Consider the following 14,465-nt stretch of genomic DNA (forward strand, 5'->3'; position numbering starts at 1 on the left):
TGGGTTGCGGCGCCGATGCGGCCGACGTGGCGCACGACACCTTCATGCGCCTGCTGCAGCGGCGCAACCGGCCGCAGCCCGCCCTGCGCGAACCGCGCGCCTACCTGACGCGCATCGCGCAAGGCCTGGTGATCGACCATTACCGGCGCCGCGACGTGGAATACGCCTACCTGCAGGCACTGGCCGCCCTGCCCGAGCAGACGGCGCCGTCGCCCGAAACACGGCTGCTGGTGATCGACACCCTGGTGCGCCTCGATACGGCGCTCGACGCCCTCAAGCCGCGCGCCAGGCGGGCCTTTTTGCTGGCCCAGCTGGACGGCTTGACGGGTCCCGCCATCGCCGCCAGGCTCGATGTCTCGCTGGCCACCGTCGAGCGCGACCTGGCCAGCGCCTGGCGCGCCTGCTACCGCGTCTATTTCCAGTGACATTTCCAGTGACGGCCGCTGCCTTGCCGGAAGACCCCGTGGAGCAAGCCATCGCCTGGGCCGTGCGCTTGCAGATGCATGGCGCCACCCCGGACGCCCTGCACTCGCTGCAGCGCTGGCGCGATGCCGACCCCGGCCACGAACAGGCATGGCAGCGCCTCGCCGCCATCGGCAGCCAGTTCTCGGGCTTGCCGCCGGAAGCGAGCCGCGCCACCCTCGACATCAGTCTGGCGCGCCGCCGCCAGCGCCGCCAGGCGCTGAAAGTGCTGGCCGGCATCGGCTTTGCCGGCACGGCCGCCTGGTTCGCCATCGACACGCGCGCCGACTACCGCACGGGCACAGGGCAGCGCCTGGCCGTGCGCCTGCCGGACGGCAGCTTGCTGCAGCTGAATGCGGGCACGGCCGTCAGGCTGCGCTTCGATAGCGCGCAACGGCTGCTGACCTTGCTGCATGGCGACATTGCCATCACCACGCAAGCCGACCCGCAGCGCCGGCCGTTTCTCGTCGACACGGGCGAAGCGCGCATGCTGGCGCTGGGCACGCGTTTCACGGTGCGCCGCCTCGCTGTTGCCGAGGGCGCTGATGCCATGCTGACGCGCCTGGCCGTGCAAGAACACGCGGTGCAGCTGCAGGCAGCCGCAAGCGCGGCCCGGCCCTTGCTGGTGCAGGCAGGCGACGGCGTCCTGACGGATGGCGCGCGCATCTGGCGCGAGCCGGCCCATGACGATCCGGCCGCCTGGCTCGATGGCGTGATCGCCGCGCGCGACATGCCCCTGGGCCAGCTGGTGGCCGAACTGGCGCGCCACCGGCATGGTTTGCTGCTGTGCGATACCGATATCGCCCAGCTGCCCGTGTCCGGCATCTTCCAGCTGGACGATCCCGAGCGGGCCCTGCGCGTGCTGCTGCAGACGCAGCCCATCGTGGCCGTGTACCGCACGCGCTTCTGGGTAACGCTGAAAAAAGCGTAAAAAAGATGAGGGGATCGGGCTGGCCGCACGGCATACAGCTTGATACCACTCAAATGATAGCGATATATGACCCCATCTTTCCTGCCCCGCCCTCGGCCCTTCCCCGCTCCCGTCCGTTCCCGCCTGGCTGGCGCCGTCGCCAGCACCCTGCTGCTGCTCGGCGCGGCACCCGTCCTGGCCCAGCAAAACCAGCCCCGGGCCAGCAGCGACAGCGCCGTCCATGCCCTGCAGATCGCCGCCGGCCCGCTCGATGCGGCGCTGGAACAGCTGGCGCGCACGGCGAACCTGACGCTCACCTACCAGGCGAGCGAGGTGCGCGGCCTGCGCACGGCCGGCCTGTCCGGCAATTACGGTGTCGCGGCCGGCCTCGATGCGCTGCTGGCCGGCAGCGGCCTGGCGGCGCTGCAACTGGCGCCCAACGATTTCGTCCTGCGTCCACTGCCCAGGTCAGTGAATGCGGCGGATGGCGCGCAGCAACTGGCAGAAATCACGGTCACGGCCGGCGGCGAGCCGGCGCTGGAAACGGAAGGCAGCGGCGCGTATGCGGCGGCGCTGGCCGGCACGGCCACGCGTTTTACCCTGTCTCCACGCGAAACGCCGCAATCGCTGACCGTCATCACGCGCCAGCAGATGGATGACCAGGGTGTCCTCAGCCTGGCCGACGTGCTGCAGCAAACGCCGGGCGTGACCGTTTCGCACGACGATACGGAGCGCTACAACTACTATGCGCGCGGCTTCAGCCTGAACAGTTTCCAGTACGACGGCGTGCCCACCTTCGACTTCAGCACCAATTCGAACGGCCTGGGCATCCGCGACATGGCTATCTACGACAGGGTGGAAGTGGTGCGCGGCGCAAATGGCCTGATGAGCGGCGCCGGCAGCCCCGCCGGCGCCGTCAACCTGGTGCGCAAGAAACCCACGCGCCAGTTCCAGGCATACGCGCAGGCGGGCATCGGCAGCTGGGACCGCTACCGCGCGGAAGCCGATGTCTCCGGCCCCCTGAATGCGGACGCTTCCGTGCGCGCGCGCCTGGTGGCCGCGCACCAGGATCATGGCTCCTACATCGACTATTACCAGCAGAACAAGAGCGTGGTGTACGGCGTCATCGAAGCGGATTTGACGCCGCGCACGCGCGTGCTGGCGGGCATCGACTACCAGAAAATCGATTCAAAGGGCTCGTCCTTCGGTCAGAATCCCCTGTTCTACACGGATGGCAGCCGCACGCGGTTCGAGCGCGCCTTCAACCCCGCAGCGCGCTGGACGGACGCGGGCAGCACCAGCACGCGCGTGTTCGCGGCCGCCGAGCACCTGTTCGACAATGGCTGGCAAGTGAAGGCGGAAGCGAGCCACTGGAAGGGCGATACGGACCAGTTGCAAGCGAACATCATCAGTTGGGGTCCCTATCCGGATTCAGCGACGGGCCTGGCCACCGTGCAGCGCGGCGCAAAAACCTATGCCATCGACAGCAATTCGCTCGATGCCTACGCCACGGGACCATTCCAGTGGCTGGGCCGCCAGCATGAACTGGTGCTGGGCGTCAACGCCAGTCACCGCAAGTCCGACTACGTGGCTTATCGCGGCGGCAATGTGGAAATCGACTACCGCCACTGGAATAACAACGTGGCCCTGCCGTCGAGCATGGCCGTCAGCCAGACGCAACAATACAGCTTCAAGGAATATGCGGCGTATGGCGCTGCGCGCTTCAGGCCGGCCGATGGCTTGTCGCTGATCGTCGGCAGCCGCCTCAACAGCTATGAACGCACGGGCGAGCTGATCTATGGCTCGGGCGACACGGGCCGCGACGACGCGAAGGAAAAACACCGGCTGGTGCCGTATGCGGGCGCCGNNNNTATCTCAGCTATGCCAGCATCTTCGAGCCGCAATCGGTCAGCGACGCCAATGCCAGGGCGCTGCCGCCCACCACGGGCAAGTCCTGGGAAAGCGGCATCAAGGGCGAGTTTTTCGAGCGCAAGCTGAACGCCAGCCTGGCCGTATTTCATATCAAGCAAGATAACCTGGCCGATTACGTGGGCACGGACGCCAACGAACGGGAAGTCTACCGGCCCATCGATGGCACCACCACGCGCGGTGTGGAACTGGAAGTGGCAGGCCAGCTGTTGCCTGGCTGGCAGGTGCAGGCGGGAGCGACGTTCAGCCGCCCGCGCGACAAGGATGGCCAGCGCATCGATACGACGCGTCCCGAACGCAGCTTCAAGCTGGCGACCAGCTACCGCCTGGGCGGCGACTGGCGCCGCTTGAGCGTGGGCGGCAATGTCAACTGGCAGGGCCGGACGTATTACCACACCGTCCTGGCGGGCGACGTGCCGGCACGCGCCGACGAAGGCAGCTTTGGCGTGGCGGGACTGATGGCGCGCTACGAGTTCAGCAAGCGGCTCAGTGCCGTGCTGAACCTCAATAATGTCTTCGACAAGCGCTATTACAGTGGTTACGGCCTGTACGGCAGCGGCTATTATGGCGATCCGCGCAACGCGCAGCTGACCTTGCGGGCCAGCTTCTAACCGGCGTAAGCCCGCTTGATCTCGTCGATGTCGATCTTTTTCATGCCCATCATGGCTTTCATCACGCGCCCGGCCTTGACGGGATCGGGGTCCGTCAGCAGGCGGATCATGAGGGTGGGCACGATTTGCCACGATACCCCGAACTGGTCCTTGAGCCAGCTGCATTGCTGGGCTTCCGGCGGCCCGCCCCGGGACAGCAGGTTCCAGTAGTGGTCGACCTCATCCTGGGTTTCGCAGTTGACCTGGAACGAGATGGCCTCGGAAAACTGGAACAGGGGCCCGCCATTCAAGCCCGTAAACGTCTGGCCATCGAGTTCGAAGGCCACCGTCAGCACGCTGCCCGGCTCCTGGCCGTGGATTTCCTTGCCCTCCGCGCCGTAGCGCAGGATCTGGCCGACCCTTGAATTAGGAAATATTTCCGTATAAAACCGGGCCGCCGCCTCGGCGTTGCCGTTGAACCATAAACATGGGGTAATCTTTTGTACGCTGTGCATGATGTCTCCCTCGTCCGAAAAGGAACGCCTTCCCGCGCGGGAAGGCCGGCTACCAATCATAGTCAATTTGTCGCCGTCATGGCGCGCAATGTGCGCTGCGGGCAGGCATTGCGTCAAATGACATCAATGACAAATACAGAAAAATCTGAATTGATGAATTTTGCTCGCCAGGGAGGATAGATCACACGGATATTCGATACGCCCAGCTTTGCAAAACCGTCCACTGAAAAAGTCCATCCCAGAAAACGGTCGTCACTTCCATAGCGCTGCACATATTGAGGAGCTTGCCCCAAGGTAGTAATTTCCTGATTAACCTTTATCAGCGCAAAGAATTTCCGTTCCTCTTGCCGTTTAAGTTCTACCATCTGCCGGATTGAATCATCAAAAATTGTGCGGGCGGCGGCTTGTTCGGCTACCGGCATTGCAGCGAACCTGGCTTCCTGTTCCGCATCGAGTCCAAAATGACTGCTGCCAAGTCCGCCGTGATATCCGATGACAGCGAAGTTACTGACGATTTTGTGAGATGCGGCCGTGAACACATAATTGGCGCAGGAAGAAAAACAATACTCCATTACCTTGACCGTAAGACCACGCGCATGGATCCAGGTGCCTAGTGCGATGCCAGAATCCGTATTGCCACCCTTGCTACGTATCGACAGTATTGCCGGTTTTTTGTCCAGCGACTCGAATAATTCGAATAGCTCTATATTTCCAGCTTGTGAAATTTCCCCGACGTAGTTCAATTCGCCATTATCAAGATAGATTTGCGTTGTTTTCCCCGCCTGAACGACTGATACATTCAAAGCAAACACAAGGAAGATTAGAAAGTTTTTCATGTTCACGTAAGGATAAAGTGTTTCACTGGAACCGCATACTTTCCACAGGCCAGAATGCCGCCACCATCATCTCACGAAAAATATTGAAAAATAAGTAACCCCCAATAAATTATTGTGATTTCTGACTTCCATAACCGGCGCTCTGCGGCGTTGCTTACTGCTAGCAGTGCTCGCACTGCGTCGCAGCAGGCGCCTTGCATAGCATCCGGTTCTGTTCATCATAATTTCACAATAATTTCCTGAGGATTACTTAGGCATCGAGGCCGTAGAACACGGCGACGAGGATGGCGATGTTGTTGCAGGCGCGGGAAAATGTCGTTGTCGCATAGGCAACAGCCACGCCGGGAGCACGGTAACGCAGGTAGACAAAGCTGAACATGGCGCCCGAGCCCAGCGCAACGATGGCGTGCAGCAAGCCGCCGCTGATGAAATGCACGATGGCCCACAGGATGGCGCCGATGAAAATGCTCAGCTGGCGGCTGGCGCCCAGGCGCTTGAGGATTTCCAGCGGCAGCAGTTGGCCGAGGAAGGTTTCCAGGATGGGAGAATAGATGACGACCCAGAACACCAGCAGGGGCAGCGACATTTCGTGCTTGAACTTGGCCAGGCCCGTGAGCGCGCCCCAGTATGCGGGCGGCAACAGCCATTTGGTGAGGAACAGGATGGCAAAGCACAACATGCAGGTGAGTAAACCCCAGCCCAGGCCGGCAAGGGCCAGCTGCAGCACGGGCGGCGCCGGCTGGTCGTCGTCCGGGCTGGATAGATCGTGGCTGCTGCGCACTTGCATGAGAAGTCCTGGCGGTGATCCAGCTCTCATTGTAGCGCGGAATATGGCGCTTGGCGCGCCGCGCTGCAGTGCGAGCGGCCTCAGGCCGCCAGGCGCAAAGGACCGCTGGCCAGCTGGGCCAGTTTGAAGATGCCCACTTCCTGTTCCAGCTGCGCCGCCTGCTGCTGCAGTTCGTGCGCGGCGGCGGCCGCCTGTTCCACCAGGGCCGCGTTTTGCTGGGTGACGCGGTCCATGTCGACGATGGCGCGGTTGACTTGCTCGATGCCGGCGCCCTGCTCCTGCGTGGCGTGGCTGATCTCGGCCATGATGCCCGTCACCCTGCCGATGCCGGCCACCACCTCATGCATGGTGGCGCCCGCCTGCTCGACGAGCACCGTGCCCGTGCCCACCTTGCTGACGGAATCGTCGATCAGGGTCTTGATTTCGCGCGCGGCGGCGGCGGAACGCTGTGCCAGGCTGCGCACCTCGGTGGCGACCACGGCAAAGCCGCGCCCCTGCTCACCGGCGCGCGCCGCTTCCACGGCCGCGTTCAGGGCCAGGATATTGGTCTGGAAGGCGATGCTGTCGATTACGCCGATGATGTCGACGATCTTGTTCGACGAGGCATTGATCAGGCCCATGGTATGCACCACTTCGGCCACCGCCTTGCCGCCCTGCTCCGACACGGTGGACGCTTCGCGCGCCAGGCGGTTTGCCTGCTGGGCGTTGTCCGCATTCTGGCGCACGGTGGAAATCAGTTCTTCCATCGACGACGCCACTTCTTCGAGCGAACCGGCCTGCTGCTCCGTGCGCTGCGACAGGTCGCGGTTGCCCGAAGCGATCTCGGTCGAGGCCGTGGCGATGCTTTCCGTACCGAGGCGCACCTTGCCGACGATGGCGGCCAGGTTGTCGCGCATGGTCTTGATCGCAAACAGCAGGCTGCTGTCGTCGCCATCGCGCGTGTGCACGTCGATGGCCAGTTCGCCCAGCGCGATGCGCCCGGCGATCGAGGCCGCATATGCGGGTTCGCCGCCCAGCTGGCGCAGCAATCCCCGCGTGATGACGGTGGCGACCGCAATGCAAATGAGCACGCTGAGCGCGGCCAGCACGCCGATCCAGCGCAGCGACTGGCCGTAGATGGCGCGCGCGGCCACGCTGGCCTGCTCCGATTCGCGCTGCACGTTTTTCAGGACGGCATCGATGTCGGCGACGATCTGGCGCCGCAACGGGCTGCATTCATCGACGAGGAAGGTGCCGTACTGCTCCATCTGCCCCGTGGCGCGGAACTGGCGCGGACGCTGCAGTTGCTGCGCCATGGTTTTCAGGCCCGTGCTGACTTTCTCGAACTGGGCATCGCCGGCGAACTGCGGCGCCAGCTTCGCCAGCGCGTCCAGGTACAGCGCCTTCTGGCTGTCGAGGATGGCCAGCTCTTTTTCGGCGGCGGCCAGGTCATGGAAGATATACGCGTTGCGGGCGGCCAGGCCCGTCTGGTCGAGCGCTTCGCGCGCCACGTACAGGGGTTCGAGTTTTTCCAGTTGCACTTTTTCTTGCGCATCCATGGCGCCGGAGATGGCGCCGATGCGCAACAGCGCGAAGGCGGCCAGCACCAGCATGAGCAAGACCAGCAGCCCGAAGCCTGCGCTCAGGCGCGCGCCTATCGTCAAACGATTGAATGACATCATTGTTGTTATTACCCTGTAATAAAGTTGATTGTTGCCGGTTACGCTAGAACCAGCGATCTGCTCGCCGTCGTGCTGCCTTTCCCGCATGGTGCAGGATGGGTCTCTAACTGGCGTTTTTTGGGCAGTCAGCTTTTAATTTCGGGCAATGCAGGCGTGCGGGAGACACCCCACGCCATACAACAGCACACTGAATTATAAGCGAACAGCGTTATGGATGATTTCACGCGTTCGCTTTTAATGCCTTGATGCAAGTCAAGGAGCGTCGATGACGGCCATGGTGATGCGCGAGATGCAGCACAGTTTGCCGTCGTCGTCGACGATGCGGATTTCCCAGACCTGGCTGCTGCGGCCCCGGTGTATCGGCGTGGCGCGCCCCGTCACGTGGCCGCCGCGCACGCCGCGCACGTGGTTGGCGTTGATTTCCTGCCCCACGCTGACATGGCGGCGATGATCCAGGCAGGCATTCGCGGCCATGCTGCCCAGGGTCTCGGCCAGCAGAACGGAAGCGCCGCCATGCAGCAGTTTAAAAGGCTGCATGGTGCGGTGGTCGACGGGCATGGTCGCCTCGATCCAGTCGGGGCCAAAGGCCGTGAATGCGATGCCCAGGTGGCGCATGGCCGTGCCCTCGCTGGCGGCGTTGAGCGTTGCCAGGTCGAGCGGTGCGTGCCAGATTTCCATGATTACCTCGGATAAGTGGGGAGAAAAAACCATTGTAGGGCAGCCGGCACGCGCGCGCTGCTTCATCCTTCCTTCAGCATGGCATGGGGTGACACGGACATTAACTGGTTATAATTGCTCCATTCTTAAAAAACGAGGTTGTGTATGAAGTGGGCCTTGCTGGGCATTTTTGTGTTTTCTGTTTTACATATTCATTTTCGGGGCAAGGTGCGCCTGCCGTTTCGCCGCCAGATCTTCGATCACTCCTCGTTCATGGCGCCGCTGAACCTGTTCATGCACACCTTTTCCAAGGTGCCGGCCACGCCATATCTTTCCGTCGATCAATTTCCGGAACTGGCGCCGCTGCAGCAGAACTGGCAAATCATCCGCGATGAAGCGCTGCGCATGCAGGAAATGAAAAAGATCAAGGCGGCCGAAAAGAACAATGACGTGGGTTTCAACTCCTTCTTCAAGTATGGCTGGAAGCGTTTCTACCTGAAATGGTATGACGCGAACCACCCGTCGGCGCAGCAAATGTGTCCGCAAACCTATGCGCTGCTGCAATCGATTCCCTCGATCAAGGCGGCCATGTTCGCGGAACTGCCGCAAGGCGGCAAGCTCAACCCGCACCGCGACCCGTTCGCCGGTTCGCTGCGCTACCACCTGGGCTTGCAGACGCCGAACGACGACCGCTGCTTCATCGACGTCGATGGCGAACGCCACAGCTGGCGCGACGGCCAGGCCGTGATGTTCGATGAAACGTATATCCACTGGGCCCGCAACGATGCCGACAGCGACCGCATCATCCTGTTCTGCGACATCGAACGCCCGATGCGCTACCGCTGGGCGCAAGGATTGAACCGCTGGCTGGGCCGCACCCTGATGACGGCCGCCGCCTCGCCCAACGAGCTGGGCGACCAGGTGGGCGGCGTGAGTAAATTGTTCCAGATTTCCTGGACCATGGGCCAGTACCGCCGCCGCTTCAAGGCGTGGAACAAGACGGCCTACCAGCTCACCCGCGTGGCCCTCGTCGTGGGCGTGATCGCGCTGATCTACTTCATCTAGTACCGCCCTTGCCTGTTCGATCAAACCGCCTTCGGGCGGTTTTTTTTATCATGCGATGCCACTGACCAGGAAAATCTGAAGAAATGACCGAACGCGACCGCCAGTACGCTATCCAGATCGGCGACGACGCCTGGATCGAATTCATCGATCTTGACGGCCGCTATGCCCAGGCGATCGACATCGATGCCATGCTGGATGGGCTATGGCCGCTGATCTGCCGCCTGGAAACCCATTGCGTGGCCGGCTGCTGCGGCATGGATGCCTACGACTTCACGCGCGAAGGTGTCGCTACGGCGCTGCTGGAACTGGATCGCGCGCACATGCATGCCGCCTGCATGGGGGCCAAGGCCGCCGTGACGGCGGCGACCAGCGATGTCTTGACGAGTGCCACGATGAATCACGTGGCCGATAAACGCGTGTTTTTGCAATTGCTCGATCATCTCGACGATTGCATCACCGCGCAGGATTGCGCAGGGACTTGACCTTGCCAAGGCGGGAAGGTCCAAGGTAACGGTATTCAAGGAACTCAAGGAGAATCCCGTATGCCCACCATCACCGTCCTGCCCCATCCCGAGCTGGCCCCCGACGGCGCCGTGTTCGACGCGCCCGAGAAAATGAGCATCTGCGATGCATTACTGCTCAACAACATTGACATGGAACACGCCTGCGGCCAGGTGGGCGCCTGTTCCACCTGCCACGTGGTCGTGGTGCGGGGTTTTGATACGCTCAATGAGTTGGGCGACAATGAGGAAGACATGCTCGACCAGGCCTGGGGCTTGCAGCCCCACTCGCGCCTGTCGTGCCAGGCGCGCCTGGCGCAGGAAGACCTGACGGTCGAACTGCCCAGGTACACCCTCAACCACGCCAAAGAATAGTCCCGGGCGTGGCGGCCTGCTTACCTGGCCATGCTTACCACATGATCACGCGCTGCTCGGGCGGCAGATACATCGGGTCGCCCGGCTTGATGCCGAACGCTTCATAGAAGCCGGGCTGGTTTTTGACCGTGCCCTTGGCGCGGAATTCGCCCGGCGAATGGGGGTCGCTCTTGATCTGCGCGATGGCCGCTTCGGGACGCAGTTTCGCGCGCCACTTCTGCGCAAAGCCGATGTACAGGCGCTGTTCGCCCGTCAAGCCATCGATGACTGGCGACGGCTTGCCGTTCAAGGAACGCTGGTACGCCTTGTAGGTGATCGACAGGCCGGAATTGTCGCCGATGTTCTCACCCAGGGTCAGCTCGCCATTGATGTGATAGCCCGGCACAGGGCTGTAGGCGCCATATTGCTTGACGAGCCCAGCTGCCAGCGCCTTGAAGGCCGTACGGTCCTCTGCCGTCCACCAGTTGCGCAAGCGGCCCTTGGCATCATATTGACTACCCGAATCGTCAAAGGCATGGCTGATTTCATGGCCGAAGGTGATGCCCAGCAAGCCGTAATTGACGGCGTCTTCCGCTTTCACGTTGAAAAATGGCGGTTGCAAGATGGCCGCTGGGATCGTGATGGCATTCAGGGCCGGGCTGTAGCTGGCGTTGACGGTTTGCGGCGTCATCGACCATTCGTCGCGGTCGACCGGTTTGCCCAGTTTGGCCAGGTTTTGCTGGCGGCTCCACGCGCGCGCGGCCCGCACGTTGGCGATCAGGTCGTTCGGTCGCGTCTGCATGCTGCTGTAGTCGCGCCAGGTATCGGGGTAGGCGATCTTCGGCTTCAGGGCGGCCAGCTTGAGCTGGGCTTCCTTCTTGGTTTCCGGGCCCATCCAGTCGAGCTGCTCGATGCCCTCCTTGAACGAGGCGACGAAATTGTCGAACATGGCCATCACGCGCGGCTTCGTTTCGGGCGGCAGATACATGGCCACGTAGCGCTTGCCGACGGCGTCGCTGATGGCGTTATCCGTGAAGCGCAGCGCCAGCTGCCACTGCGGTTCGCTTTGCGGCACGCCGCGCAGCACCGTGCCGTCGAAGGCGAAACGCTCCTTGACGGTGGCGCTGTCCAGGTAGGACGCATAGCTTTCGATGATGCGCCAGTTCAGATAGCTCTTCCACGATGCCAGCGGCACGGCGGCCACGGTCTCGGAAAAACCGCTGAGGAAGCTGGGCTGGCGCACCACGGCAGAGGTTTCCTTTTTCGCCAGACCGGCGGCGGCAAAGTAGGCTTTCCAGTCGAAGGCCGGCGCCAGTGCGCTGAATTTGTCGAAATCGACGCGGTTGTACGACTTGACGGGGTCGCGCATCTGCACGCGCGTCCACTGCACGGCCGCCAAACGCGTTTCGAGGTCGAGGATCTGCGCCGCGTGGTCGGCGGCGGCCTGGTCGCCGCTCATGGCCAGCATGGTTTCGATATGCTTGAGGTACTTGGCGCGCACGGCTTGCAGCTTGGCGTCGTCGTCCTTCAGATAATAATCGCGGTCAGGCAAGCCCAGGCCCGACTGGCTGATGTTGACCGTGTAGCCTTCGGGGTCTTGCGCATCGGGCGCCACATAGGCGGAAAACGGCGTCGCAACGCCATTGCCTTGCAGGTAGGCCAGCAGCGCCGGCAAGTCTTGCTTGTCTTTCAAGCTGGCGACGCGGGCCAGTTCGGCCTTCAGGGGCTTGAAGCCGGCCGCATCGCGCGCCTTGTCATTCATGAAACTCGTGTACAGGTCGGCGATCTTGTGCGCTTCGCTGCCGGGCTTGCCGGGGTTCTTGACGGTGGCGTCGATCAGGCCGCGCAGTTGACCTTGGGCGATTTCGCGCAATTCGATATACGTGCCCCAGACGGATTTGTCGGCCGGAATGTCCGTATTGCGGGTCCAGACGCCGTTGACGTAGCCGTAGAAATCATCGCGGGGACTGACTGCCGGGTCCAGGGTTTTCAGGTCGATGCCGGAGACGGGCGCGGCAGCATTGCTGGCTTGGGCGTACAGCGACGGCGAAGATAAGGCGAGCAAGGCGCAACAGGCGGCGCTGATGAGTGAACGTTTCACGAAGATTCCTTTAATTGTTTTAACTTCATGTTGGAGAACATGCTGTGTCCAGGCATGGGAGGCAGGATTATAGTTGGCCTTCCAGCGAGCAACAATGACAGTTGAACAATCCCAGGGATCAGCGGATCAGCAGATCAAACAGATCCAGGCCTTTTTTATCCTGATTTTTTTGCATGTCCGCAAGCGAACCCGGCGTAGGCCCACCATTGCCGGCCGCATGATTGAAATAGTTAAAATCGAGCTTGATCTTGTCTTCCAGGTCGCTCGCATAATTGGCAGGATATTGCGCTTGCTCAAGCTGCGGCAATGCATTGAAATGCCCCAGCACCGATTTGAAGAAATTGGTCATCTTGCCGGTGCTATTGTATTCCGCCATCGCTTGCGCCACGACTTGGCTGCGCCAGGCCTGCTCTTCATCGTAGGCCTGCGTAAAGGCGGCGCGGCGCTCGTTGATGGTAAACGTCCCGCTGTCGTCGTGCGTGATGGTGGCCAATTGCTCGCGCGACAAGCCCGCAAACGGATTGGCCCCCTTGTTGTCGACAAACGCGGTGGCGGCGGCGGCCGCCTTGTGTTCGGCGTCCAGCGGATACAGAATAAATATTACTATAGCGCAATAAATATCGATGCTTGTCGCAGGGAGTTCACGGAGGTTGCTCTGTACGGCGATGACAGAGCCTGCCCCTACTTCACCGGCTCGAACGTCACCGTCAGCCCGTTGCCCGTGGTCCTGATCTGCGTCGGCACGAATTGCACGCCCGCATAGCGCAGTTCGTCAGGCTTGAAGGTGTAGATCGGCGTTTCATGCATGAGCTGGTCGGCCACCAGGCTGGCCACCTTGGCGAACTGGCGCTGCTGCGACTCGTCCATGCCATCGATGGTGACCTTGTCCACGCTCGCTTCGCTCAGGTAGACGGCATTGCGCTGGGGGTCGAGCACGAGGCGGCCCGACATGGCCAGGCTGCCGCGCCAGCTCTGGCGGATGAACGGCGGCAGGACGCTGGCGTCCACGCTGAGGGCGACTCTTTCGCGCTCGGGCTGCAAGGACAGTTGCGGATGCGTCAGCTTGACGTCCAGCACGGACAGCACGCGCTTGTCGATGGGAAAGCGGCGCTCCAGGCCTTGCTGCATCTTGCTTAGCGACACATTCACGTCGCGCGGGCCGATCAGGGTGGAACACGCGGCCAGCATGGTGCAGGCAAAGGCGGCGATGGCGGCGGTTTTCAGCAAGGGACGGATGGCAGTCACATTCATGGATAGTCTCGGTGGAAAGATGGCGCCATCTTACACATGCGCCCGCTTTCACGCAAAAGCCGGCGCCCACCTTGCAGCGGGCGCCGGCTTTTGTGTTTGCCTTGTCAGCGGACGAACAGGGCGATCAGTATGACGATGGGCAATGGGATGCCCAGAAGCAGCAAGAGGATGGAACGCATGGCAGACTCCTTGATTTTATGGTGGGGGGTTCAGATGGTGACGTGGCGCAGCACGCGCTCGTGGTCACGCTGGCGGCCGCCGAACGTTGCGGCCAGGCTGGCGACGAAAGCACCGAGCAGCAAGGCGACGAACATCCACAGGGCCGTGTGGGCGCCGGCCTTGCGCGCCGTGTCGGCCGCTTGCTGTGCTTTCACCTTGGCATCGGCGGCGGCCTTGGCGGCGCGGGCGTAGACGGCGTCGACCCGCGCTTCCGCTTCAGCCTGCGTCAAGCCCGTGCGGCTGGCCACGACCTGGCCCAGGTAGGCGCGGTCATCGGCGGCCAGGCTGCCCGTGGACAGGCCCGTGGCGAAGATCTTGCCGATTTCCACGCGCTGGTCAGCGAGCGTCACGCCGGGGTTCGCCATCGCTGGCGTGCCGGTGGCGGCAGCGGGCGCGGCGCGCAGCAGCATGTCCGAGAAATAATCGAGCGGATTGACGCTGCCGCCGCCCTCGCCCGCCTTGGCGCCAGCCGCTGCGGCCGGGGATACAGCAGCCGCCACGCCGCTGCCCGCATCGATGGCGCCGCTGAGCACGGCGCGCGTGCCGCCGGCCAGCACGGCCACGGTGATCAGGGTAGCCACGGCCCAAGCCAGCAAGCCGTGCGCCGTATCGCGGAAATGCACCTCAT

General features: G+C 62.5%; 16 protein-coding genes. 7 read left to right on the forward strand and 9 right to left on the reverse strand.

Annotation, left to right across the window (positions count from 1 at the left end; translation table 11 throughout):
• From K0F86_RS26380 to K0F86_RS26395, 4 genes are all read left to right on the forward strand, one after another.
• Positions 1–425, forward strand: a 425-nt coding sequence (locus K0F86_RS26380) for a sigma-70 family RNA polymerase sigma factor (RefSeq protein ID WP_219137079.1), incomplete at its 5' end; no start/stop codon positions are given.
• Positions 426–433: 8 nt separating this feature from the next.
• Positions 434–1,393, forward strand: a complete 960-nt coding sequence (locus K0F86_RS26385) for a FecR domain-containing protein (RefSeq protein ID WP_219137080.1) — start codon at positions 434–436, stop codon at positions 1,391–1,393.
• Positions 1,394–1,459: 66 nt separating this feature from the next.
• On the forward strand, positions 1,460–3,370 hold the full coding sequence (locus K0F86_RS26390; protein WP_219137081.1) for a TonB-dependent receptor plug domain-containing protein: 1,911 nt from the start codon (positions 1,460–1,462) through the stop codon (positions 3,368–3,370).
• Entirely contained in the window at positions 3,304–3,912 is a 609-nt protein-coding gene (locus tag K0F86_RS26395) for a TonB-dependent siderophore receptor (protein WP_257572392.1), read from the forward strand. The genes K0F86_RS26390 and K0F86_RS26395 overlap by 67 nt, the downstream gene beginning before the upstream one ends.
• Here K0F86_RS26395 and K0F86_RS26400 read toward each other — a convergent pair.
• From K0F86_RS26400 to K0F86_RS26420, 5 genes are all read right to left on the reverse strand, one after another.
• A complete protein-coding gene (locus K0F86_RS26400) occupies positions 3,909–4,406 on the reverse strand; it encodes a VOC family protein (RefSeq protein WP_374197330.1) in 498 nt (165 codons plus the stop codon). The two genes, K0F86_RS26395 and K0F86_RS26400, sit on opposite strands and share 4 nt — an antisense overlap.
• 113 nt (positions 4,407–4,519) lie before the next feature.
• Complete coding sequence (locus K0F86_RS26405) at positions 4,520–5,242, reverse strand: hypothetical protein (RefSeq protein ID WP_219137083.1); 723 nt, start codon at positions 5,240–5,242, stop codon at positions 4,520–4,522.
• Positions 5,243–5,492: 250 nt separating this feature from the next.
• A complete protein-coding gene (locus tag K0F86_RS26410; RefSeq protein WP_219137084.1) occupies positions 5,493–6,029 on the reverse strand; it encodes a CPBP family glutamic-type intramembrane protease in 537 nt (178 codons plus the stop codon).
• 80 nt (positions 6,030–6,109) lie between these two features.
• Positions 6,110–7,690, reverse strand: coding sequence for a methyl-accepting chemotaxis protein (locus K0F86_RS26415; RefSeq protein ID WP_219137085.1), 1,581 nt, complete (start codon positions 7,688–7,690; stop codon positions 6,110–6,112).
• A gap of 252 nt (positions 7,691–7,942) precedes the next feature.
• Positions 7,943–8,368, reverse strand: coding sequence for a hotdog fold thioesterase (locus K0F86_RS26420; RefSeq protein WP_219137086.1), 426 nt, complete (start codon positions 8,366–8,368; stop codon positions 7,943–7,945).
• A 144-nt stretch (positions 8,369–8,512) separates the two neighbouring features.
• On the opposite strand from K0F86_RS26420, the gene lpxO reads away from it, so the two are divergent.
• From lpxO to fdx, 3 genes are all read left to right on the forward strand, one after another.
• Entirely contained in the window at positions 8,513–9,412 is a 900-nt protein-coding gene (gene lpxO, locus K0F86_RS26425; protein ID WP_219137087.1) for a lipid A hydroxylase LpxO, read from the forward strand.
• Between the two features lie 83 nt (positions 9,413–9,495).
• A complete protein-coding gene (locus K0F86_RS26430) occupies positions 9,496–9,894 on the forward strand; it encodes a DUF6331 family protein (protein WP_219137088.1) in 399 nt (132 codons plus the stop codon).
• A gap of 60 nt (positions 9,895–9,954) precedes the next feature.
• Positions 9,955–10,287, forward strand: a complete 333-nt coding sequence (gene fdx, locus K0F86_RS26435) for an ISC system 2Fe-2S type ferredoxin (RefSeq protein ID WP_219137089.1) — start codon at positions 9,955–9,957, stop codon at positions 10,285–10,287.
• A 34-nt stretch (positions 10,288–10,321) separates the two neighbouring features.
• On the opposite strand, the gene K0F86_RS26440 is transcribed toward fdx, so the two are convergent.
• The 4 genes from K0F86_RS26440 to K0F86_RS26455 form a co-directional block, all read right to left on the reverse strand.
• On the reverse strand, positions 10,322–12,367 hold the full coding sequence (locus K0F86_RS26440) for a M13 family metallopeptidase (protein ID WP_219137090.1): 2,046 nt from the start codon (positions 12,365–12,367) through the stop codon (positions 10,322–10,324).
• A gap of 118 nt (positions 12,368–12,485) precedes the next feature.
• Positions 12,486–12,860, reverse strand: a complete 375-nt coding sequence (locus K0F86_RS26445; protein WP_219137091.1) for a hypothetical protein — start codon at positions 12,858–12,860, stop codon at positions 12,486–12,488.
• 188 nt (positions 12,861–13,048) lie between these two features.
• Entirely contained in the window at positions 13,049–13,618 is a 570-nt protein-coding gene (locus K0F86_RS26450; RefSeq protein ID WP_219137092.1) for a DUF1439 domain-containing protein, read from the reverse strand.
• A gap of 209 nt (positions 13,619–13,827) precedes the next feature.
• Positions 13,828–14,465, reverse strand: a 638-nt coding sequence (locus K0F86_RS26455) for a hypothetical protein (protein ID WP_219137093.1), incomplete at its 5' end; no start/stop codon positions are given.

Origin of the sequence: Janthinobacterium sp. UMAB-60, assembly GCF_900095235.1 — a bacterium.
GTDB lineage: Bacteria > Pseudomonadota > Gammaproteobacteria > Burkholderiales > Burkholderiaceae_D > Janthinobacterium.